Annotated in this window: 19 protein-coding genes; 13 read left to right on the forward strand and 6 right to left on the reverse strand. The window is 35.8% G+C overall.

What is annotated here, in order from left to right:
• Positions 1 to 93 precede the first annotated feature (93 nt).
• Entirely contained in the window at positions 94 to 996 is a 903-nt protein-coding gene (locus tag MKY37_RS22170; protein ID WP_340780392.1) for a LysR family transcriptional regulator, read from the forward strand.
• Between the two features lie 684 nt (positions 997 to 1680).
• On the opposite strand, the gene MKY37_RS22175 is transcribed toward MKY37_RS22170, so the two are convergent.
• Both MKY37_RS22175 and plsY read right to left on the reverse strand, forming a co-directional pair.
• Positions 1681 to 1974 carry a HesB/YadR/YfhF family protein gene (locus tag MKY37_RS22175; protein ID WP_340780393.1) on the reverse strand — a complete coding sequence of 98 codons (294 nt, stop codon included), beginning with the start codon at positions 1972 to 1974 and terminating at the stop codon, positions 1681 to 1683.
• A 24-nt stretch (positions 1975 to 1998) separates the two neighbouring features.
• Positions 1999 to 2604, reverse strand: a complete 606-nt coding sequence (gene plsY / locus MKY37_RS22180) for a glycerol-3-phosphate 1-O-acyltransferase PlsY (protein ID WP_340780394.1) — start codon at positions 2602 to 2604, stop codon at positions 1999 to 2001.
• A gap of 807 nt (positions 2605 to 3411) precedes the next feature.
• Here plsY and parE point away from each other — a divergent pair.
• Both parE and parC read left to right on the forward strand, forming a co-directional pair.
• The gene (parE, locus tag MKY37_RS22185; RefSeq protein ID WP_340780395.1) at positions 3412 to 5382 is read left to right on the forward strand and encodes a DNA topoisomerase IV subunit B; all 1971 of its coding nucleotides are present in this window, start codon (positions 3412 to 3414) and stop codon (positions 5380 to 5382) included.
• Positions 5379 to 7805 (forward strand): DNA topoisomerase IV subunit A, encoded by a 2427-nt coding sequence (gene parC, locus MKY37_RS22190; protein WP_340780396.1) that lies wholly within the window; start codon positions 5379 to 5381, stop codon positions 7803 to 7805. The genes parE and parC overlap by 4 nt, the downstream gene beginning before the upstream one ends.
• Positions 7806 to 8305: 500 nt before the next feature.
• Here parC and MKY37_RS22195 read toward each other — a convergent pair whose 3' ends face one another.
• Positions 8306 to 8524, reverse strand: coding sequence for a hypothetical protein (locus tag MKY37_RS22195; protein WP_340780399.1), 219 nt, complete (start codon positions 8522 to 8524; stop codon positions 8306 to 8308).
• Positions 8525 to 8665: 141 nt separating this feature from the next.
• Here MKY37_RS22195 and MKY37_RS22200 point away from each other — a divergent pair, with 141 nt between their 5' ends.
• The 4 genes from MKY37_RS22200 to MKY37_RS22215 all read left to right on the forward strand — a co-directional run bounded on the left by MKY37_RS22200 (position 8666) and on the right by MKY37_RS22215 (position 12420).
• Entirely contained in the window at positions 8666 to 9214 is a 549-nt protein-coding gene (locus tag MKY37_RS22200; protein WP_340780401.1) for a copper resistance CopC family protein, read from the forward strand.
• The gene (locus MKY37_RS22205) at positions 9211 to 10317 is read left to right on the forward strand and encodes a copper resistance D family protein (protein WP_340780403.1); all 1107 of its coding nucleotides are present in this window, start codon (positions 9211 to 9213) and stop codon (positions 10315 to 10317) included. The genes MKY37_RS22200 and MKY37_RS22205 overlap by 4 nt, the downstream gene beginning before the upstream one ends.
• 79 nt (positions 10318 to 10396) lie before the next feature.
• A complete protein-coding gene (locus MKY37_RS22210; RefSeq protein ID WP_340780405.1) occupies positions 10397 to 10900 on the forward strand; it encodes a GNAT family N-acetyltransferase in 504 nt (167 codons plus the stop codon).
• A gap of 554 nt (positions 10901 to 11454) precedes the next feature.
• A complete protein-coding gene (locus MKY37_RS22215; protein ID WP_340780406.1) occupies positions 11455 to 12420 on the forward strand; it encodes a nucleoside hydrolase in 966 nt (321 codons plus the stop codon).
• Positions 12421 to 12449: 29 nt separating this feature from the next.
• On the opposite strand, the gene MKY37_RS22220 is transcribed toward MKY37_RS22215, so the two are convergent.
• From MKY37_RS22220 to MKY37_RS22230, 3 genes are read right to left on the reverse strand one after another with little or no spacing between them, the layout of a single operon-like run.
• On the reverse strand, positions 12450 to 13580 hold the full coding sequence (locus MKY37_RS22220) for a Ger(x)C family spore germination protein (protein ID WP_340780408.1): 1131 nt from the start codon (positions 13578 to 13580) through the stop codon (positions 12450 to 12452).
• A complete protein-coding gene (locus MKY37_RS22225) occupies positions 13567 to 14688 on the reverse strand; it encodes a GerAB/ArcD/ProY family transporter (RefSeq protein WP_340780409.1) in 1122 nt (373 codons plus the stop codon). The genes MKY37_RS22220 and MKY37_RS22225 overlap by 14 nt, the downstream gene beginning before the upstream one ends.
• A gap of 16 nt (positions 14689 to 14704) precedes the next feature.
• Positions 14705 to 16225 (reverse strand): spore germination protein, encoded by a 1521-nt coding sequence (locus MKY37_RS22230; RefSeq protein ID WP_340780411.1) that lies wholly within the window; start codon positions 16223 to 16225, stop codon positions 14705 to 14707.
• 306 nt (positions 16226 to 16531) lie between these two features.
• On the opposite strand from MKY37_RS22230, the gene MKY37_RS22235 reads away from it, so the two are divergent.
• From MKY37_RS22235 to MKY37_RS22260, 6 genes are all read left to right on the forward strand, one after another.
• Positions 16532 to 17023, forward strand: coding sequence for a DUF2975 domain-containing protein (locus MKY37_RS22235; RefSeq protein WP_340780413.1), 492 nt, complete (start codon positions 16532 to 16534; stop codon positions 17021 to 17023).
• Between the two features lie 16 nt (positions 17024 to 17039).
• The gene (locus MKY37_RS22240; protein WP_340780415.1) at positions 17040 to 17261 is read left to right on the forward strand and encodes a helix-turn-helix domain-containing protein; all 222 of its coding nucleotides are present in this window, start codon (positions 17040 to 17042) and stop codon (positions 17259 to 17261) included.
• Positions 17262 to 17312: 51 nt separating this feature from the next.
• Positions 17313 to 17885: a hypothetical protein gene (locus MKY37_RS22245; protein WP_340780416.1), complete on the forward strand. Its 573-nt coding sequence runs from the start codon at positions 17313 to 17315 to the stop codon at positions 17883 to 17885.
• A 452-nt stretch (positions 17886 to 18337) separates the two neighbouring features.
• Complete coding sequence (locus MKY37_RS22250; protein WP_340780418.1) at positions 18338 to 18664, forward strand: ArsR/SmtB family transcription factor; 327 nt, start codon at positions 18338 to 18340, stop codon at positions 18662 to 18664.
• The gene (locus MKY37_RS22255) at positions 18661 to 19077 is read left to right on the forward strand and encodes an SRPBCC family protein (protein ID WP_340780420.1); all 417 of its coding nucleotides are present in this window, start codon (positions 18661 to 18663) and stop codon (positions 19075 to 19077) included. The genes MKY37_RS22250 and MKY37_RS22255 overlap by 4 nt, the downstream gene beginning before the upstream one ends.
• Positions 19078 to 19281: 204 nt before the next feature.
• Complete coding sequence (locus tag MKY37_RS22260) at positions 19282 to 22455, forward strand: ATP-binding cassette domain-containing protein (RefSeq protein ID WP_340780422.1); 3174 nt, start codon at positions 19282 to 19284, stop codon at positions 22453 to 22455.
• Positions 22456 to 22577 lie beyond the last annotated feature (122 nt).

The raw sequence follows: 22577 nt of genomic DNA on the forward strand, positions 1-22577 counted from the left end.
TCGCAGTTCGTGCATCAGGAAAATAAAGATATATAATGTAGATGATAACTAAATGGTTATACAAGCGCTAAATTTCAAAAAGGGGAGAAAATAATGGAACAACATTTAGAAGTGTTTGTAAAAGTTGTGGAAAAAGAAAACTTTTCTAAAGCAGCAGGGGAACTGCATATGACCCAGCCAGCAGTTAGCCAATATATCAGAACCTTAGAGGAATCTATTGGCACAAGGCTGCTGGAACGGAGTAATAAATATGTGCGTCTTAATAAGGCTGGGGAGATTGTCTACCACCATGCAAAAGAAATCATTGCTCTTCATACAAAAATGCAGACATTAGTAGATGACCTAACAAATAAAGCAAGTGGACCGATTACGATTGGTGCGAGCTATACGTTTGGTGAGTATATCCTTCCTCATATTATTTCCAAAATGCAGGAGAAACACCCCCTTATTAATCCATCCATTAGCATACAAAATACAAAGAAAATCATTGAACTTGTAAAATCACATCAATTGGATATCGGCATCATAGAAGGATTTTACAAACAAGAAATTCTAAATGCTGAAGTAGTTTCCACAGATAGGATGGTTATTGTTGCTGCACCACGTCTTCTGATTAAAAAAGGGGAAATAAGAATATCAGATTTGGAGGAAGAAACATGGATCCTAAGGGAAGAGGGTTCCGGGACAAGGGAGGCTGCTGATAATTTATTTCGGATGTATGATTTCACCCCAAAGAAAATTATGGAATTCGGCAGTACGCAGCTGATAAAGGAATCGGTTGAAGCAGGGCTGGGTATAAGTTTGTTATCTAGCTGGGCAATCAAAAAGGAGCTCAGGAACGGCTACATAGGAATTATTAACGTAAAAGGACTGCCCTTTAAACGAAACTTCTCCATCCTAACCCATACCACCTATCAAACAAAAGCATTAAAAACGTTCATTGACATACTAAGAGAATACTTGGCTGATCAAAAAAAACATACTTTTAAAGCCTAGTTTAGTTTAAGGTGGACGCTTTCTGTGGGCACAGCTTCAATCTCCTCGGTCCAAAAGGATGTTGGTCACGAAGATGTTGCGATCGTTTGTGGCGCTTTTAGCCTTTGTTCCTTGTAAATGTTCTTGTAGGGCTTTCAGCTATTTCCTCTGGAGTCGCCGCCTTAGACTTCAATCATTAAAGAGAGTTGTACTCAATTATAAGATTTTACAAAGCTTTTTGTTGTTATAAAAAAAATTGTAAAAGTTAAAGTAGTATAAACCATTCCGTCTATGCTGTTGAATTAGGGGAGCGATTTTTTAGTATTTCTGCTCAAATTTCGCGCATTATTATTGGATGAAGTATTGAAAATCTAGATTTACTTTATGTAGTGGAAATACAGAGAAGTAGTTATTGTTTACCAAATAAGGAGGGAAGGGGGCAACCGAAATTACTTCTTCGGGCGCAAATATATGAGTAGGAAAGAATCACTTCTCTAATTATCCAAAAACGCACTAACCTATTTCCAAAAGGTGTAGGAGGGCGACGCTTAGGTAAATGCAGCAAGATTACCGAGAAAAGAGAGGGGGATCGTGAACATTAGTCACGACCACCCTCTCTAAAAAATCAAGCGGTAATTTTATAGCTTTAAGTCTGTTGGAAGTCTACCGAAAAGAATAGAAATAGTTTTTTGCTTTAAATGACACTTACGCTTTTTTATATGCATAAGATAATTCGTCTCTAGTGGAATCCAGTTCTACGTACAGATCATGTCCATCAAAATACCATTCATCTGTTTCTTCTATAAAAAATAGGATATCGTCTTTTTTATAGGTCACAGTAGGCTCAAAGGGTGTGTCCTTTGTAACTCCTAAGGAAAAGCCTTCATGTAGAGGGCTCGACCCGCCATAACGGGCAAAAAAACGAATTGTATCACCTTTTACTGCTTCCATTTCCTTATGAAACCAATTCAATGCATCGGATGAAATAATTATTTTCATACGTACCACCATACTTTCATTAGATTATATCCAAGTTACTTTTGGTTCGGTACCAGCTTTAATGCGTTTAATATTTGCTCGGTGACGATAAAATATAAATACTGCCAGTAGCAGCAAAATAATTATAAGAGGCCAATCCTTATCTACAGTAAAGTAATAGATGACACTATAAATGATAGCAATAATCGCTAAAATCATAGATGTTAGGGACACCATCTTCGTCAATTTCAAGACGATAAAAAATCCAATAATTAAGATAACAAAAATCGGCCAATTATATCCTAGTAAAAGACCACCTGAGGTTGCTACAGCCTTTCCACCTTTAAATCTTGCAAAGATCGGGAACATATGACCGACCACTGCCATAATTCCTAAAATTAGCGGATGAATATTTGCTGATTCGAATATGGCCAAAGAACCTAAAAGAGTTGCAGCGGTCCCTTTAAGAATATCCATTATTGTGACAACTAAGCCAGCCTTTTTCCCGAGTGTTCTAAATGTGTTTGTCCCACCTAAGTTACCACTACCATGCTCTCGTATATCTATATTATAAAATAGTTTGCCAACCCATAGTCCGGATGGAAGGGAACCAATAAGATAAGCGAGTAAGAGTAAAAGAATTATGATCATAGAATACCCCTTTAATATAAATCTAATATTATCTTTAACAATTTTAAGTGTACCATGTACATTTGTAAGTATTCAATGCCCTAGATGGAAAGGTTTTTCAAATCTTTTATTAAGTCATGATACAATTGAAGAGATAAAGTGAAACTTCAATGAGTGGGCATTCTCTTCATCCCACTCATTGAAAAATGAACTCAGGCAAATTACGCCGCATCGTGCGGCAAAGCCTGAGTGTCCAACATTCTGTTGGCTCGAACAAGTCGGGCTTATAGTGGCAGTTAACTCCCACTAATGCTTTGTCACTTGGGTCAAGCCTTGAAGTAGGAGCATACTGCCCGTTAATGCGGGGTAAAAGAACGAAACATACATAAAACCAAATAAATTAGTATTATTAGGTTATAATCATTGGTAGCCGAACTAATCTCAGTTTAAGAGGCTGTAAATTCCCGTTTGGTGGTCAACAGGATGTTAATCACCCAAGAGTTGCCGCACGATGCGGCATTAGGGTCTGAGTTCAATTTCTTTATAAATAGGGGATGTAGAGCCCCACTGGAAGTTTCACTTTATCAAAAGTAGAGTAGATGGAGTAGCCAATGCGTTACTCCAGTTTTTTATTCCTTAATCTCTATTAGTCAAGAAGGAATAGTGTAAAGAAATATAGAATGCATTAAAAGGGAGTTTGCATTCTAATTAATCTTTCCTTACAATTAAATTCTGATATTAACTACTGAAAAAATTGACATAATGAATATCCATTTGTACGCTTAAGAAAGAATAAAGAACAGATGTTTTGTTTTGGAGGGAACGTATTTGAGTAAAGTTGGAACAGTAAATAGCTATAGTGATGATGATATTCAGGTCTTAGAAGGCTTAGAAGCCGTTCGTAAAAGACCGGGTATGTATATTGGTTCTACAGATGCAAGAGGATTGCATCATTTAGTATATGAGATCGTAGATAATGCAGTAGATGAAAGCCTTGCCGGTTTTGGGAATCATATCATCGTAACAATTCATGAAGATCAAAGTATTACAGTACGTGATTTTGGCCGCGGAATGCCTACTGGTACACATAAAACAGGTATACCGACCGCAGAAGTAATTTTTACTGTTTTACATGCCGGTGGGAAATTCGGGCAAGGTGGATATAAAACAAGTGGTGGACTCCATGGTGTAGGGGCTTCAGTTGTAAATGCACTTTCTACTTACGTAGATGTAGAAATACATCGAGAGGGTAAAAAGTTCCATCAACGATTTGAAAATGGCGGTAAAGTTGTTCAGTCACTAAAACAAGTTGGAACAACGAAAGAAACTGGGACATCTGTTCGTTTCTTACCAGATGACACGATATTTTCTGCGTCCAAATACAATTACGAAACATTATGTGAAAGATTAAGGGAATCTGCTTTTCTATTAAAAGGATTAAAAATCGAATTAATAGATGAGCGCACAGAAGCACATGACGTATTCTTTTATGAAACGGGTATAGAAGCTTTCGTTTCCTATTTGAACGAAGAAAAAGATGTCTTGCACCCTGTATTTTACATGGAGGGCATACAAGATGAAATTGAAGTAGAATTTGCCTTTCAGTTCAATGATGGATATTCGGAAACCATTTTATCATTTGTAAATAATGTTCGTACTCGTGATGGTGGAACGCATGAAACAGGAGCAAAAGCTGCTTTAACTAGAGTTTTTAATGAATATGCTCGTAAAACTAACCTATTAAAAGAAAAAGCGAAAAACCTAGAAGGCTCTGATATTCGAGAAGGTATATCTGCTATCATATCTATTCGTATTCCAGAGAATATACTACAATTCGAAGGACAGACAAAAGGAAAACTTGGTACTAGTGAAGCTAGAAGTGCTGTAGATTCCGTAATTTCCGAGAAATTACAATATATCTTAGAAGAAAATTCAGAGTTAGCCTCTTCGCTAATACGAAAAGCAGTTCGTGCGCAGCAAGCCCGAGAAGCTGCTAGAAAGGCCCGAGAAGATGCTCGTAACGGTAAAAAACGGAAGCCTTCTGAATTATTATCTGGTAAGTTAACACCTGCCCAATCAAGAAACGCTGCGAAAAATGAACTTTATTTAGTAGAGGGAGACTCTGCTGGAGGATCTGCAAAACAAGGTCGAGATCGTACATTCCAAGCCATTCTTCCCCTGCGTGGTAAAGTTATAAATACAGAAAAAGCAAACTTGGCTGATATTATGAAAAATGTTGAGATTGCTACAATCATTCATGCCATTGGTGGTGGCGTAGGAGCAGAATTCCAAATTGAAGATATCGCATACGACAAAATCGTCATTATGACAGATGCTGATACCGATGGTGCACATATCCAAGTACTTTTACTAACATTCTTCTACCGCTATATGAAACCGTTAATTGAAAATGGCAATATATATATTGCCCTACCTCCACTTTATAAAATTTATAAAGGTGTAGGTAAAAAAGAAGTTTCTGAATATGCATGGACAGAAAAAGAATTAGAAGCCGCTTCCGGACGGATTGGAAAAGGCTACATACTTCAACGTTATAAAGGTCTTGGGGAGATGAACGCTGACCAATTATGGGACACTACGATGAATCCTGATACTAGAACACTTATTCGAGTGACAATTGAAGATGGTGCACGTGCAGAAAGACATGTGACCACTCTTATGGGAGACAAAGTAGAACCGCGCCGTAAATGGATTGAAGCTAATGTCAACTTCAGCTTAGAAGATGATTCAAATATATTAGAAAATGACAGAATACACACGGAGGATGAATTAGCATGACACAAACCGAACGTTATCAAAATTTGCCATTAGAAGAGGTGATCGGTGATCGGTTTGGTCGTTATAGCAAATACATCATTCAAGATCGTGCACTACCTGATGCCAGAGATGGTCTTAAACCCGTTCAACGCCGCATTCTATTTGCGATGTTCCAAGAAGGTAATACAAATGATAAACCATTCCGAAAATCGGCTAAAACAGTTGGGAATGTAATTGGGAACTATCATCCACATGGTGATAGTTCCGTTTATGAAGCAATGGTTCGTATGAGTCAAGACTGGAAGCTGCGCCATATGACAGTAGAGATGCATGGTAATAATGGTTCTGTAGATGGAGATCCACCGGCTGCGATGCGTTATACGGAAGCTAGACTGTCAGCTATTTCTCATGAACTACTACGCGATATCAATAAAAACACAGTTGACTATATTCCAAACTTCGATGATTCTGATTCAGAACCGGTAGTATTACCAGCTAGGTTCCCAAATTTAATCGTAAATGGATCTACAGGTATATCGGCTGGTTATGCGACAGATATTCCCCCACATGCACTACATGAAGCTCTTGATGCTGTACTGATGAGAATTGAAAATCCTGCTGCAACTGTGGATGAGTTAATGACTGTTATTAAAGGTCCCGATTTCCCAACAGGTGGGATAATTCAAGGTGTAGAAGGCATAAAAAAAGCATACGAAACAGGAAAAGGGAAAATTGTCGTTCGTTCCAAAACGGAAATTGAAACGATAAAAGGTGGTAAGCAACAAATTGTTATTACCGAGATTCCTTTTGAAGTGAACAAAGCAAATCTAGTAAAGAAAATTGATGAACAAAGACATGATAGACGTCTAGAAGGAATTGCGGAAGTCCGCGACGAATCCGACCGTACTGGGTTACGCATAGTCATAGAAATGAAAAAAGAAGTGGATGCACATGGTATTCTTCAATATTTATTAAAAAATACTGATTTACAAGTGACTTACAATTTCAATATGATTGCTATTCATAATCGTAGACCAACGATGATGACTCTACCGCTTCTTTTGGATTCATACATTGGTCACCAAAAAGAAGTTGTCACTCGCAGAACAGTTTATGATTTGAAAAAAGCTCAGGACCGATTACATATTGTAGCTGGTCTGATGAAAGCACTATCTATTCTTGATGAAGTCATCAAAGCAATCAGAGCTTCCAAGGATAAAAGGGATGCCAAGAATAACTTAATTTCATTATTCGATTTTTCAGAAGCACAAGCCGAGGCAATTGTTTCCTTACAACTATATCGATTAACTAATACAGATATAACAGAACTTCAAAATGAGGAAGAAACCCTCAATAAATTAGTGAAAGAATTAGAGAACATTCTTGCAAAGGAATCTGCCCTTTTAAGAGTGATAAAAAAAGAGCTTTTAACAGTACGAAAACAATTTGCAGAGCCTCGCAAATCAATAATTGAAGATGAAATTGAAGAGATTAAAGTTACTTTAGATGTCCTTATTCCAAGCGAAGAAGTATATGTTACTGTAACGAAGGACGGCTACATTAAACGGACAAGTACACGTTCATATACAGCCTCTAATGGACAGGATTTCGCCATTAAGGATTCGGATTATTTACTATATAAAGCACCAATTAATATGCAGAGTCATCTACTATTGTTTACTTCTAAAGGTAATTACATTTACCAACCGGTACATGAATTACCAGATATACGTTGGAAAGATCTTGGCCAGCACATTTCGAGTATTGTACCTCTGGATTCTCAAGAAAGAATTATCCAAGTTATGGGGATAGATTCATTTGACCAAGATTTGAGCGTTTTAACAGCAACGAAAGATGGACAGATTAAGCGTTCATTACTTTCTGATTATGTTGTACAAAGATACGCAAGACCGATTAAGACGATCAACCTAAAGAATACCGATGAACTAATCATGGCAGAACTCGTTGCACCATCTGATGATGTTCTTATAACGACATATGCTAGTTATTCCGTTCGCTTCTCTTTAGATGAAGTGCCAATCACTGGTGTGAAGACTGGTGGAGTTAAAGCAATTAACTTAAAAGAAGAAGATTTTGTAGTAAGTGTTCAGCCAATTTCACAAGAAAGTAACAAAGACATTATGCTTATCACCCATAGAGGTGCCATTAAAAAGATGGTCATAAGTGAGATTGAAGCTGGCGTTAGAGCCAAGCGTGGAGTGGTTACTTTAAGAGAGTTAAAAACGAACCCTCATCGCGTGTTTGATGTATTGTTAGTACAAAAAAATGACCAACTTATTATAGAAACAGAAAAAGGGCAGGAAACGATACAAGTTAATGCATTCCGTCCATCGGATAGATATTCAAATGGTTCATTTGTTATTGATACAGAAAAGGACGGACCTATAGTTCGTGTATGGAAGCAGCCAAAAGAAGAGAATTAATAAATATGAAAGACAGACAAATGTACACATTTGTCTGTCTTTTTAACTGATGAGAACGAGGGGCTCTCGTATAGCAGACATTCTTTCTCGTATAAGCCCGAATCACGCTCACATAGACATAGAGGACTCTCGTATAACCATGTGTCTCTCGTATAGCAGACATTCTCTCTCGTATAAGCCCGAATCACGCTCACATAGACATAGAGGACTCTCGTATAACCATGCGGCTCTCGTATAGCAGACGTTCTTTCTCGTATGAACTCGAATCACGCTCGTATAGACGTAGAGACCTCTCGTATAACCATGCGGCTCTCGTATAGCAGACATTCTTTCTCGTATGAACTCGAATCACGCTCACATAGACGTAGAGGTTATATCTGGACGCGTGTGTGGACTACGGTGATGGCTTCTCGCTCCCCCTGGAGGTTGGTCACAGGGGGTTAGCTCGCTTGGTGGCACTCTTAGCCTTCGTTCCTTTACCTGAAACGGAATTCAGCAGTTTATACAGTAAAGACATAATAAAAAGCATTTCCATCAGGTATTATACCTTTTGTGAAATGCTTTTCGTATTTTGTATATTGTTGCTGTAGTTTCGCTTTTTTCGATTTAGTTATTCGGACATGTGTACTAAAATCAACCTCATTTCTTGCTATTGTCACATCTTTGCCCAGATTACGTAATAGGTGTTCTCGCTTACGTTTTGCAGCCGATTTAGCCATTAAAATCACTCCTATTGATCTAATTTTATCCTTTAAGGGTATCTTATCCTAAAGAAAATTACAAACTTCACACATTCTTCATAGCTTTATGGTATAAGTATAGTGGCAGTAAATAGTATATACAAATATTTGGAGGTAATTATGAAAAAGATATTATGGATGACAATTGCATGTGTATTTTTGTTTAGTAACAGCGCACTAGCACATACTGGCTTGGAAAGTTCTACTCCAGCTCAAGGGAGTACGGTTACAGAAAAGCTAAATGAAATTACACTTACATTTTTAACAAAGATAGAAGAGACAAGCTCATTCACACTAACGAATTCATCGAATGAAGAAATGGATTTAAATGATATTACTGTAAATGACAACATTCTGACTGGTAATGTGATTGAAAGCTTGGAAAATGGAGCATATCAAATCAATTGGAAAATAATCGGGGCTGACGGCCATCCGATGGAAGGTGTAATTGATTTTGTATTAGAAGCACCTGAAGAAGTTGAAGCAGTAGAACCAACTACTGAACCAATTGATGCAGTAGAACCGAATGATTCCAGCACCGAAGAGCAGGAAACAACAGTAGAAGCTGATGAAGAAGAGAGCACCAATTCTACGGTAGGAATTATTGTAGTACTAGTCATAATACTGGCACTAGCTGCTTGGTGGATGACTCGGAGAAATAAAAAATGATGTTTATTTTGACAACTATTAGCGAGGCACTTCTTTATGTGTGCTTCGCTTTGTTGATGGGGAGCTATATTCTAGCATTATTCCCAAATGATTTAATCCCTATTATTATTGTTCCTAGAAAAGTAAAATTAGTTGCAGTAATTGGCATAGCAATCTTTTCTTTTGTTCCGCTTATTAGTTTGATCATGTATTTGTATGAAGACTATGGTTTAGTCGATTCATTACAATCTATTTTATTGACCTTCGAGGTAGGTAAATCATGGTTGTTTATGTTTATTGTCACGTTGTTTTTAGGATTGTATATTCTATTCTTTGAACATAGGCGATCAAACTTTTACTCGATTATGGGGATTTTACTAGTTTTAGTACTTATCATGAGTGTAAGTTGGTCAAGTCATGCAAGTTCTATTCAAAGTATTAAGGGGTTAATCACTCATTTCACTCACTTTACATCAGTAGTTATTTGGGTTGGTATATTGTTTGTAATAACTTGGTTCTCCCAAAATACGAATAATTGGCTTTCGTTTTTAAAATGGTTTCATATAACAGCATTATATTGTTTTGGAATAATTATGATAACTGGATTTTCCTTGATGAGTTTTTCAACACCGCTTGCTGCATATACTGATACTTGGATGGTTTCATATGGGCAAAGCCTACTGATCAAGCATCTGCTGATTATTCCACTAATTGCATATGCATTTATCAATGGAATTCTTATGAAAAAACGGTTACTTAAAAACGATAACTTCGATGCTCGACCATGGACAAAAGTAGAGTTTTTCGTCCTTCTCCTAATTTTTGCAGCTACTGGTGCTATGAGTCAACAATCACCACCACATAATCTGTATGAAACAATAAATAGTGAAGGTTTTTCTTCTTTGTTTTTGCTGTTTCATGATGGGATTGTTTCATCGGGCATTGCAGCCGAACTGGTATTTAATACAGATGGACTGCTTTTATTATGTATTTCTGCTGTTTTTCTTGTAATGAGTCTTTTCTCATTCGTGAAAAGAATGCCAGCCATATTTTCCTTTATCATGAGCCTGTTCGTCGTTATTACGGCCTATCTTGGTCTATTATTTAGTATTCAAATTGTATAAGAGTTCTTTTAAAAGCATTTCCGACGGTGTATAATCCATGTTGGAAGTGCTTTTATTTATAGGAAAATGGGGAATACAGATGAATCAAGAGATAACTATTAATGAAATGATAAGTTCCGATTGGGGACAAGTCAGAGAGATATTCATCGAAGGTATTGGTACTGCTAATGCCACATTTAGAACAGAGGCACCAGTCTGGGATGAATGGGATAAAGATCACTTAAATATTTGCAGATTTGTTGCTAAACAAAATGAGAAAGTAGTAGGGTGGGTAGCATTAACTCCAATTTCTAGTATGCGAGCATTTTCAGGAGTTATGGAAGTTAGTATTTATATTGCTTCTAGTGCAGCGGGGAAAGGCGTTGGCAGTAGATTGCTACAACAAGTGATTGACTCAAGTGAGCAAAACAAAATCTGGACGATCCAAGCAATGATTTTTCCAGAAAATGCTGCGAGCATAAATTTACATAAAAAATTTGGTTTTGAAGAAGTAGGAACAAGAAAACAAATAGGGAAATTAAATGGAGTTTGGCGTGACGTAGTATTACTTGAGCGTAGAAGTAATAAAGTTGGTGTTGAGTAGAAATTTAGAAGTGCACAAATATGAAAATATATGTGCGATATAAAATATAATAAATAGATTAGTAATCTCATAGGGTTGTTTGAACTCTTCATCTTTTTCTGGCTAAGTAAATTGGCAGAAAGGGGTCTGCTTTTAACTATATTTGAATCGCTTGTAATCATGATTAGTTTTAGTTTTCAACGCTAATCATTGCGCTTATTACACTGACTTATTTAGGGACACGAAAAAAGTAATACACCTATGAGTTAGCGCTCGGATGGATTACTTTTGCCAAATTTACCATTCCCTCTTGAAGGGTACTGGTTCTATTTTACCGTTTAGATGCAGCCACATCAAAACGGTATTTTATTATACGCTTTTCTAGGATAAGTATCCAATCATTCATCTAGGAAGCATTTTACATTGAAAAAGCCATTAATTTTATTAAATAGACGATAAAGACCGATGTAAACAGGGATTTTAATCCTATTTTTGGTTATTGAAGGTGTCCCGTTATTAAAGAGAGTCATATTATAAGGGTACCATAAATTGGACTGTTAATAGGAGGGAATTACTTGGTAAAAAAAGTACTTTTATTCGGAGATATTGGTATCGATGATACAGTTGCTTTAATTTACGCAAGTTTAACTAAAGAAATAGAGATTGTTGGTATAGTTGCCGATTATGGTAATGTATCAAGAGAAGATGCAGTGTCCAATATCTATTATTTGATGAAATTGTTTGACTTTCCACAAGGTATACCTGTTATCCGGGGGGCAGAAGTACCTTTAACAGGTGAACAGCCCACTTTCTATCCAGAAATACACGGGGAGCGTGGACTAGGACCAATCATACCGAATGATGATCACAGATTAAAAATCGAAAACTTTTTAGAAATAGTGAACCTAATTGAAAATTATAAGGATGAACTAATTATTGTAAATATTGGTCGTCTTACTTCACTTGCGACGATGTTCATACTATACAGAGATCTTATGACAAACGTAAAAGAGTTTTATATTATGGGTGGAGCATTTTGGATTCCTGGAAATGTTACAACCGTTGCAGAAGCGAACTTTCATGGGGATCCTGTTGCTGTGAATATCGTCTTGACGTATGCTAATAACATTACAATAATTCCATTAAATGCAACTCAAAAGGCAATTGTAACACCTGAGATGGTTGCGTATATAGAGCAATTCGGAAAAACTAAAATTTTCAAACCATTAATGGATTACTATACTCGTTTTTATAAAGAGCGAGACCCGTCCCTTCAAGGAAGTCCCGTCCATGATGCCCTAACACTAATGGCAGCAATTCATCCTGAAATGTTCATCTTTGAGTCTTATCCTATTGTAGTTGTTGATGACTTGGATGGACCAACTAGAGGACAAAGTATTGCTGATACTCGGCCGTATTCAAATAATAATGGTGAAAAAAAACATCGTATAGCATTCGATATTCATTATGAAATGTTCTTTTACAATTTTTTATCCGTTATGACAGGTCAAGATTTAAATAATGGATTAACTGAAGTATGAGCATATTAAGAATTTGAGATCAATCAACATTACTCAAAAACTCCGTTTCTTAATATAACAAAATCTATATCCACATTTACTTTCATGTTTTTAAACATCTCCCGCCATTTTTCCTTAGTCAGATCAGAGTTCCTCACTTTGCTTCTATATTTTTCACCAAAGCCAAAAATATCAGATTCCACTTCCTGAGCATGGGCAATAACTCTGGATATTTCACTTGATAGGTTTTTACTGATTGCTTTTTCAAGTTTCGTTACAAGTTCAGGATCACCTAGATTTACATCTGGATATATTTCTAATACTCTTGCTTTTAACTTTAGGTTTAGGTCAAATTCAGGTGTGGAAGTGGAAGCATCGATTAATTTCAATTCTCTTTTTGAGCGAATGGCATCAAATACAATTGGAATTTCGCTCGCAGGTTTTTTCAGTAAACCGGGGGGGATTTCTTCTTCCTTTAACTTAGTCTCAAAAAATCCTGACTTAAAACTATCTCTCACAAGCTTTACGAAAAAACTATCCTTCACTGGAAGTGAACTAACCATTGTGCCACCTTTGAATAGAGCTATCCCACTCATTTCAATGTGTTCTTCGTTTCTTTTTATAATTGGCATAGCAATATCCCTACCAATGGAATAAAAATCGTGTGCAGTTTCATGAAGAGTAGGAGAGATCATATATTCCTGACTGATATTTTGTTCTAATAGCCTAAATATATGCTGCCCAATATCATCAATATTTTTATATTCATAATTGAGTAATGATGCCGTCTCATCTTCTACCACAGCCATAAATAGACCATTACTTACATTTGCATTTTCTAAGTTTAAGTCAATGTAGTAATGGAGGTTTTCTTTAGCCAACTTTTCGCCGAACAAAATGACCCTCATTTGACCAACCGTAATTTTTTTAGATAGTTTTCGATTAGCTTTCATCCGATTACCCTTACTAGTGTCATTTTCTGTTGTAATAATTTCCACATTACTTTGAAATTCAGGATTCACTTCGCGAATAACTGCAGTAATCTCCATTTTATCTTCGGTTCCCAAATCATAGCCAACTAAAGTCGTCAACCCTATTTTATCAAGAATATTTGTCTCAGCACATCCAGATAATAGACAAGATAAAAAAAGAAGCATGAGACAGAAATTATACTTTTTCATCTCTTTGTCCCTTCCTTGATGTGAATTTTTTCTTCAACATAGTGATCATAAATAAGAGAATAGGATATATAAACACAATATAGAAAGCAATTTGTCCAAAATGAGTGTTAATCGAATTTATCTGTGTGCGAGTCTGAACTATTAATGTACCGATGAAAATAAGTAAAGAGAATATCCAAACAAATTTCGTTCCGCTTATTTTGACTAATCGTATAGTCCCCCGATAAGCAGCCCAAAGATAAAGACAAAGATTAGGTAAAATGATCAGCATCCAAAAACAAACCGCAACAAACTCAAATCGCTCCATAAATGGAAAACTGATAAAACTAAACAATGTCAATGTCGCCCATATTGTTTTAAGTAACTTTCCTTCACTATAATAGGTAATCGATACCATCATGACGGAAAGATAAATAATGGTCGTAGCTAACAAACCTAAATGCACATACTTCTTGACTTTTTTCTTTTCTTTGATGAAGGGATAAATCACATTTAAGATTTCAAAGCCAATAATCGTAAACGTCATGGATTTTGCTCCTTTTAATATAGAGCTAAAGTTTGTCTCCAAAATAGGAAAAAGGGCTTCCGATGAAGAAAATTTCATAGGGAAAATTAACATTGGAAAGATCCAAAGTGCGAGTACGACACTAAAAAAAGAAACGCCGACTACTACTCGAAGTCCACCTGTAAACGCATATATAATGATAAGTAATAAGGTGGCTGAAAGAAACCAAGTACCTAAATTAGGAAAAATCCAGGCTTGAATAACTTCAATATAATTTCGTAAAACGGAGAAAAATGCTATAAAACAATACACTACATAAAGGGCATTTAAAAAATTACCAATCCAAATTCCAAAAATATCTTGTTGAATTCCATAAAGGTCATTGGAACCGTACACTTCTAGTGTCTTAATCATGCAAAAAGCAACAATGTGGGTTGCAAGACCTGCAAGTAACACTGATATCCATGCATCGTGCTTAGCATCTTGATATATAATACGTTGGAACCCCTGTATCCCCACTCCAACTTGAGCACTATGAATCACAAAAAAAAGTAAATATGCATTTATCATATCTTTAGAACTAAGTCGTATTGGATTCTTCACTCATTTCACCTACAGTTCAACTTTTATCAGGCTTTATAGGTTGGGGATTGTATTTCTCTTCATTTGTCGGTCTTGTAAGAGCCGGTCTTTTTGCAGTGAACGGTAAAGGCATTCTTATGATACTATTTCGCATATCTTTCAACCTTGGCGGATAAAAAGGAGATAAATATGGTGCACCCATACTGGATTGACGCAAAAGATGAATGAGGATAAAACAAAAAGCAAGCATAATACCATAAAAACCCCAAAATCCTGCTAGTATGATAATTGGGAAACGAATGAGTCTGATAACATTGCCCATCATATAACTTGGAGTTGTAAATGATGCTAATGCGCTTAAAGCGACAAAAATGAGTAGTATATTGCTTGTAATTCCTGCTTGGACAGCTGCTGTCCCAATTACGATACCGCCAACAATACCGATAGTTTGTCCAATTTTTGTTGGTAATCTCGCTCCAGCCTCTCTAAGTAATTCAATTATAAATTCAAGAAGCAATGCTTCAAACACAGGTGGAAATGGAACTAATGCTCTCGATTCACTAAGTGGAACCAAGAAGGCTTGTGGGATTACTTCATAATGAAAGGTCAGTGCCCCTACATATATTGGTGTCAAAAAAACTGATAAAAGTATGGCCGTAAATCTTAATAACCGAGCAAATGTTGCAATATGCCATCTTAGATTTTGATCTTCTTGACTTTGAAAGAATTCGACAAACGACTGAGGACATATGATAGCCATAGAACTACCGTCCACAATTAGACCTATTTTGCCATTTAACAGACCGTCGCAAAACCTATCAGGTCTTTCAGTCAATAGCATTTGTGGAAAAACCGATAACGAGTTATCATCAATCATCTCTGAAAGAACAGCACTGTCGATTAACGCATCTATTTCAAGACTTGTGATTCTTTGCTTCAGTGAATTTATCATTTGATCATCAGCAATACCATTCATGTACAATAATGCAACTGATGTATTTGTGCGCTTCCCAATTGTAAATTTTTCGTTACAAAGATCAGAACTCGCTATGTAGCGACGGATCAAGGAAATATTTGTAGAAAGGCTTTCATTAAATCCTACCTGAGCACCTATTACTTGTGATTCATTTTCAGGTGCTGCCAAACTTCGGGATTCTCGTGTGGTGATATTTGCTATTATTGCTTGAGGGTAACCGTCCAGATGTATAAGGACAGATCCATGAATGATTGATTCAATCGTTTTCTCTAGTTGACCGGATATATTAACTTCAGGTATGGAGAGAGCATCTTTAATAGTTTCCGGTGTTTCATTATGTTTATTCTGTAAATTTGATATGATATGCTCGTTTAAGGTCTGGTCTTTAACTAAATTATCTATATAAATAATCGTAAGATTGGGTGGTATAGATTTAATGATTAAATCAAATGGATTATGAGTAGCATCTTTTATCTGCTGAATAAAACCATCATTAGAGGAAGAAATCATTTTAGTGTCTAAGTTAGTTTTATATAATACTTTAGGCGTCTGTTTCTTATTGAAAGGTAGTTTAAATTTCATCTTGAATATTATTCTCCTTCCATTTGTATACTTTCTTTTTAGAATAGGCTTTAAAGAGGTAAACTATACTTTTGTCATTAAGTTTTAATATTTCGTGGGTTTATAGAACAAGACAGGTAAAACGCTTGGGGTTCCTAAAAAACTCAAGCGTTTTTATTTTCTATTAATATTAATGTGTTTGTGCAAATTTTCACACAAAAAATACCAATAGCAATAAAAAAATTACGAAATCCAATAATTATATATTGAAAAACGATAAATATGATGTTAATATAAATAATATATTAAATGTAGGAGGTACTGTTTATGAAACGAGGATCAACACTTTTTTTAAAGGTAGCTGTTATTCTTATGGGAATCCCCGTTCTTGCTATGTGTCTTTTTTTGTTGCCTCAGATAGCTGATGAAGCTAATGAAGCAGCAGAAAGAGGTTCAGATTTGGCTTTTGTGGTATATGGCATTTTATTGGTTATGTATGTTTCGGCTGTTCCATTTTACTTCGCTTTGTATCAATCTTTTAACCTTTTAAGCTTAATAGACAAGAACCAAGCTTTCTCGGAATTATCTGTAGGAGCTCTAAAGAAAATCAAACACTGCGCCATCATAATTAGTTGCTTGTATGTGGTAGCTCTACCATTCGTCTATATCATGGCGGAGGTAGACGACGCGCCAGGTCTCATAATAATTGCAATGATTCCCATTTTTGCTTCCATGGTGATTGCATTCTTTGCTGCTGTTCTTCAAAGGCTTCTAAAAAAAGCAATAGATATAAAAGAGGAAAATGATTTAATAGTCTAAAGCTGAGGTGAATAATATGGCAATTATTATCAATATTGATGTGATGCTTGCTAAACGAAAAATGAGTGTGACGGTACTTTCTGAGAGAGTTGGAATCACAATGGCAAACCTTTCTATCTTGAAAAATGGAAAGGCAAAAGCGATTCGCTTATCCACTTTAGAGGCGATTTGCAAAGCTTTAGAATGTCAGCCTGGAGATCTTTTAGAATACAAAACCGACGAAGAATCTCTGGGATAATAATTAGCTTAATAGGAATAATTGTATTTAAAAATATTTAAGGTGAGGATTATGATCAAAGAAAAAACGATTTATATCCTTTTAACTGATACGGGAACTATTCTAACAAGGATGATTAAGTCTTATACTAAAAAACCCTATAATCATTCTTCCATCTCCTTTGATGATGAATTGATTGAGATATATAGTTTTGGAAGAAAAACAGCAAAAAACCCTTTCATTGGAGGGTTTGTTAGAGAAGATATTAATTCTGTCTTATTTAAACAAGCGTATTGTGCCATCTATTCATTAACTATAACAAACGAAGAATTTCAAAAGATGAATCAATATATTCAAGAAATATCTTCTAAAAAGGAATATTATCGCTATAATTTTATAGGATTATTTGGGGTGCTATTTAAAAAACCGATAAAAAGAAAAAATGCTTTCTTCTGTTCTCAGTTTGTGGCATCTGTCCTAAAGGAAAGTCAGGCTATTGGCTTCGAAAGAGATCCTTCACTCGTTGTACCAAGTGACTTGCCACATTCAGCAAATTTTCAATTGATTTTTGAGGGTAGATTAAGTGATTATAACAATAGAGTCCTTGTTCCTTATCCGATAGTTCCAATTGAAATGGAATTCTGAATTTCTGATTATCTAAAATTACTATAAATTTTGCTTGTCGGTATAAGGGTTGTTTTACGAAGGAACGTTAAAAGTCCAATTTCTCATTTAAAGCTGAGAAATTGGACTTTTTGTATTTACTTATGAATAGCGCTTTATTTAACTGTTAAATCATTAAGGATGAAGGATTTCTAGAAGCAATTCACAAAGTTGTTTTTTGGGAAGTTGGGCTTTTGTGCACAAACCTTTTGAGTAACCCTACTAGTTGGATTAACTTGCGCTTTTCATAAATAGAAGAGACCTTATTTACCAAAAGAATTATAAAATTAAGATATGATGACATATGAATAGATTGGTTACATAATGACGAAAATAAAATTTGACAAGACACCAAGTGGTGTTATATTCTAAATAAATAATAGGACACCATTAAGTGTCATTAATAGTAATTAAGTTCAGGGGGAGTGTGGTAGTTGGACGGAACAAGACCTATCAGAGATGTTTATGACGCTGTTGCCGATCCTACAAGGAGAAAATTACTTCAAATGTTAGCAGATACCGAAGAATTACCGCTACATGAGATAACAGTTCATTTTCAAATGGGTCGCACAGCAGTTTCTAAGCATCTTGCTATCCTAAAAGATGCCGGTCTCGTAAAACACCGAAAGGTTGGCAGGGAAACGCGTTATCGTCTGAATGCCACTCCACTCCAAGAAATTCAAGATTGGGTATCTTTTTACGAAGGATTCTGGAAAGAAAGAATTGCTAAACTAAGTCTTTTATTGGAGGAAAAAAAATGAAACCAGATGTATCACTAGATTTTCAATTCACAAGCTCAATCGAGCAAGTGTGGAACGCTTTAACAGATTCGGATACTCTTGCAAAATGGATATGGAAAAATGATTTCAAACCAGTCGTTGGGCATAAATTTCAATTCCGAGCTGAGCCAAATGAATGGTGGAATGGGATTGTAGATAGTGAAGTATTAGTAGTGGATGAGCCCAACAAGCTTTCTTATACATGGGAAAGTGCAGGTGAAAGCACTACTGTAACATGGACTTTGACAAAAGGTTCGGATGGAAATACTCATTTACATTTCGATCAAACTGGATTCAGTGAAGAAACAAAAGCACGTCAAGGAGCTATCGAGGGAGCTAAGTATAGTTGGATACAAATGGGTGATCAGCTCGAAAAAGTGTTAGCGGAACAGTAAGATGTTGTTTTTATACTCAAAGTTTTCAACCTATTCAAGATCTACCTTTTGAGTGATTACTTGAAAATTAATATATTCTTCTAAAGAGCGCAATTCCGTAGCAAGAATTGTGCTCTTTTATTATGATAAGGGTACTTTTCTAAAAAAACATTAAGTTTTACAAATATGGCAATGCTACATTAAGAGATTGGAGAGGATATCACTATGAAAATAAATCAATTAATTGCGAACAATATTAACGGGTTAGATTCGGTACTACCAGTAGATAAATCGTTAGGAATTGCTGGGTTGTCTGGGTCTGGTAAAACAACTTTTTGTCAAACAATTGGTGAAGAATCCAAAAAGCGCCTCGTGTCTTTATTGCCCAAGGCTGAGTATCAGTATTTATTTCCTAATATTATGGAAACCAATTTCAGTGCTATAAAGATGGAAGAAATGCCTTTAGTACTGTTTCTCGGGAAATCTTCCATTTCTTCCAATCCTCGTTCAACAATTGGTACACATACTGGCGTGTTCAAAGAGATACGTGATACTGTTGCTGAAAAATTTAATCTTTCTCCAGAAGTTTTTTCATTTAATAATGAGTTAGGTTGGTGTCCTGCATGTAAAGGGCGAGGTACCACTAAAAATATTGATTGTAAAAAGTGTGATGGTAAACGCTATAATCCAGAAGTACTGCAAAAAAGAATAGAATTATTGGGTCAACCACATAGTATTTCCGATATTAACAACTTAAGTATTGAATCTATTCTTTCATTAGCAGAAGTTTTACATATTAGTGAAGCGAAGCAACATATTCTAAAAAATATTATCAATATGAATATTGGTTACTTATCATTAAATCGCATTATGGGTACATTGTCAGGTGGAGAATTAACACGACTTTATTTGGCTGAATTCATGGCAGCAAGTGAAAATACAGTTATTATTATTGATGAAATCTCCGTGGGTCTTGATCACCAAACATTACTTAAAATTTTAGAACAAATTAAACAATTAGGCTATAAAAATCAAATTTGGCTCATCGATCATTCAGACACAGTGCTTGACGCAACGGATGACCAATTGTTCTTTGGACCTGGTAGTGGTAAATACGGTGGTAAAATCGTGGAAGAGTCCCCACGTCCAAAACCAATCACCTGGGAACGAAATTTGGCAATGCCAACAGAATACTATCATTTTCATGAACTTTATAGTCGTAATATTCAAATGGCTGAAATTCAAATTCCCCAAAATAGAATTGTCACTTTTACGGGAGAGTCCGGATGTGGTAAATCTACACTTGTCAATGAATGTATAGCCAAAGATTTTCTGAAGCGATATCCAAAAGATAAACTCGTAATGGTAGGACAGAATCGAAACCAATCGATTACTAGTCGTTCTACAGTTGCGACTTTCCTTGATATTAAAAGAAAGCTTACAAAATATAGTGAAGATATTGATGATATTTTTCTGCGCTCGATTGAAGATATTATTGATGAACTGCCGAATGATGACATCGTTCATAAACGCTTGAGCTTACTGATCAAACTTGGACTTGGTTATTTGACGTTGGAAAGAAAAACACAGTCCTTATCGAATGGTGAATTTCAATGTGTCCATTTAGTTTCTGAGCTGTTTGCGAACTCTAGAAACCCACATACGCTTTTTATTTTTGATGAACCTTCAAAAGGTTTATCACAAAATATATTAAACCAATTCATTGATAGTGTCAGGGTTATTTTGGAGGATGAATCTATATCCATAATAATGATTGAACATAATTCTTATATGCTAGAAAACTCGGATTTTATCGCTGATTTTGGTAAAAGACAGATTGCACCTGTGGAGCATCTTGATGTTGTTAGTCATGATGATTATTATCGCAGTCAAAACAATGCGGATAGAGTAACCCCATTGCAAATTTCTTCAACGATCAATCAACATAATGGTATTAACTTCCTAAAAGAAGATCAGATATCCTACTTTAAAAATGCTGAAAACATTTATAAGGGCGGGATTTTAAAAAGCTTATCATCAATGGCTCGTTTAATATATGGTGAATACGAATCTGAAACAATTGCCCCCGTTATCGCTATTGATCTGGAACGTCACTTATATAGCCAATATAGTTTCCTCTATGAGCTCGGCGGTCTGATCAACCATATTGTTGCATCGCATCCAACCAATAAAGATACGAGTAGCTTCGATTTCTATTACCAAGATAATCATTGCCCAAGCTGCTCAGGGCGCGGGGTGATTGAGGAATTTGATTTTGATGTAGTTATTCAGGACAAGACCGTACCATTCTGGGATGGCCAACTGCATCCTGACGTTATGGAGGTATTAAAGTATTATCAATATCCAAAATTGCAATTCATTTTTGACGAAATTAAGAATGAGCTAGGTCAGGACATAAGTAAAAGCTATAATGACATGACAGAAGAAGAAAAGCATACTTTTTTATACGGATATTGGGAAAAATCATTTTATGATAAAGCAGGTAAAACGCAGAGAACATGGCAAGGTTTTAATAACATTATTGGGATGTATATGTTCATTTCGAAATCGATTATTAAAGAACATATGAAAGCATCTAAAGTGAAGATTACATGTCCGATTTGCAAAGGGACTGTGTTAAACCATCATAAACAACTTAAATTTGGCTCTACGGATATTCGTGAAATTATAAAGCAGCCTCTGGAGCAAGTTATGAAAACAGTAGGAGCGTTACCGGAACTGTTGAAATTGAAGGCTATTGTAGGCGGCGATATAGCTTTGACAGAAGATGTCTCACTGTTACCGAGGGAAACTCAAGTAGCTCTGAAAATGCTTGAACTAGAACTAGCAAGTTTTGCTGGATATGAAATGGTACTCCAAAATGTATTGCCCTTCTGGGACAGTATTAAGGACAATATTGAATCCATTAGTAAAAATAATCAGGTAACCATCTGTGATTTTGAAAATATTAATGAGACGAGAGAAACCATCATTGATAAGTATTTCACTAATGGGAAATATAAAAAACTAACATATGTTTATGAAGCGTTTGGCTACAAAAAACTTGTTACCCAAATTAATAAGATAAAGAAAAGTCATCCATGTCCGTTCTGTAAAGGAAAGAAAGTCATTACAGAAGATAACCTACATGATGGCGTGCATAAATTAACGATTCCTTGTGTGAGCTGTGATGCAAGTGGTATCAATGATGAGGGACTTCAGGAAATTGTGGAAGACATAAAGGTAGAAACATGGCTAACTGGTAAAGTTAGTGATGTTGTTGATGAAAGCTTATATGATGAGTCCGTTGCCGATATTCCAATCTTCAATCGTATCCGCGAGTTAAATAAAAGAGATTTGATGGCGGTTTATCAGTGCCTGGAGCAAAAAAATAATTAGAAACTGATATTTAAGAGAATAGCTAGCATTCGATCAGTTAAGAATAGAGGCTGGGACAGAAGGTGCTGCACCCCAAAACAGCATTTTTCTCTGTGAGAAAAATGCTGTTTTTTTGCTGTGCA

The sequence above is a fragment of the Psychrobacillus sp. FSL K6-2836 genome (genome assembly GCF_038003085.1).
In the GTDB taxonomy this organism is placed as follows: Bacteria; Bacillota; Bacilli; order Bacillales_A; family Planococcaceae; genus Psychrobacillus.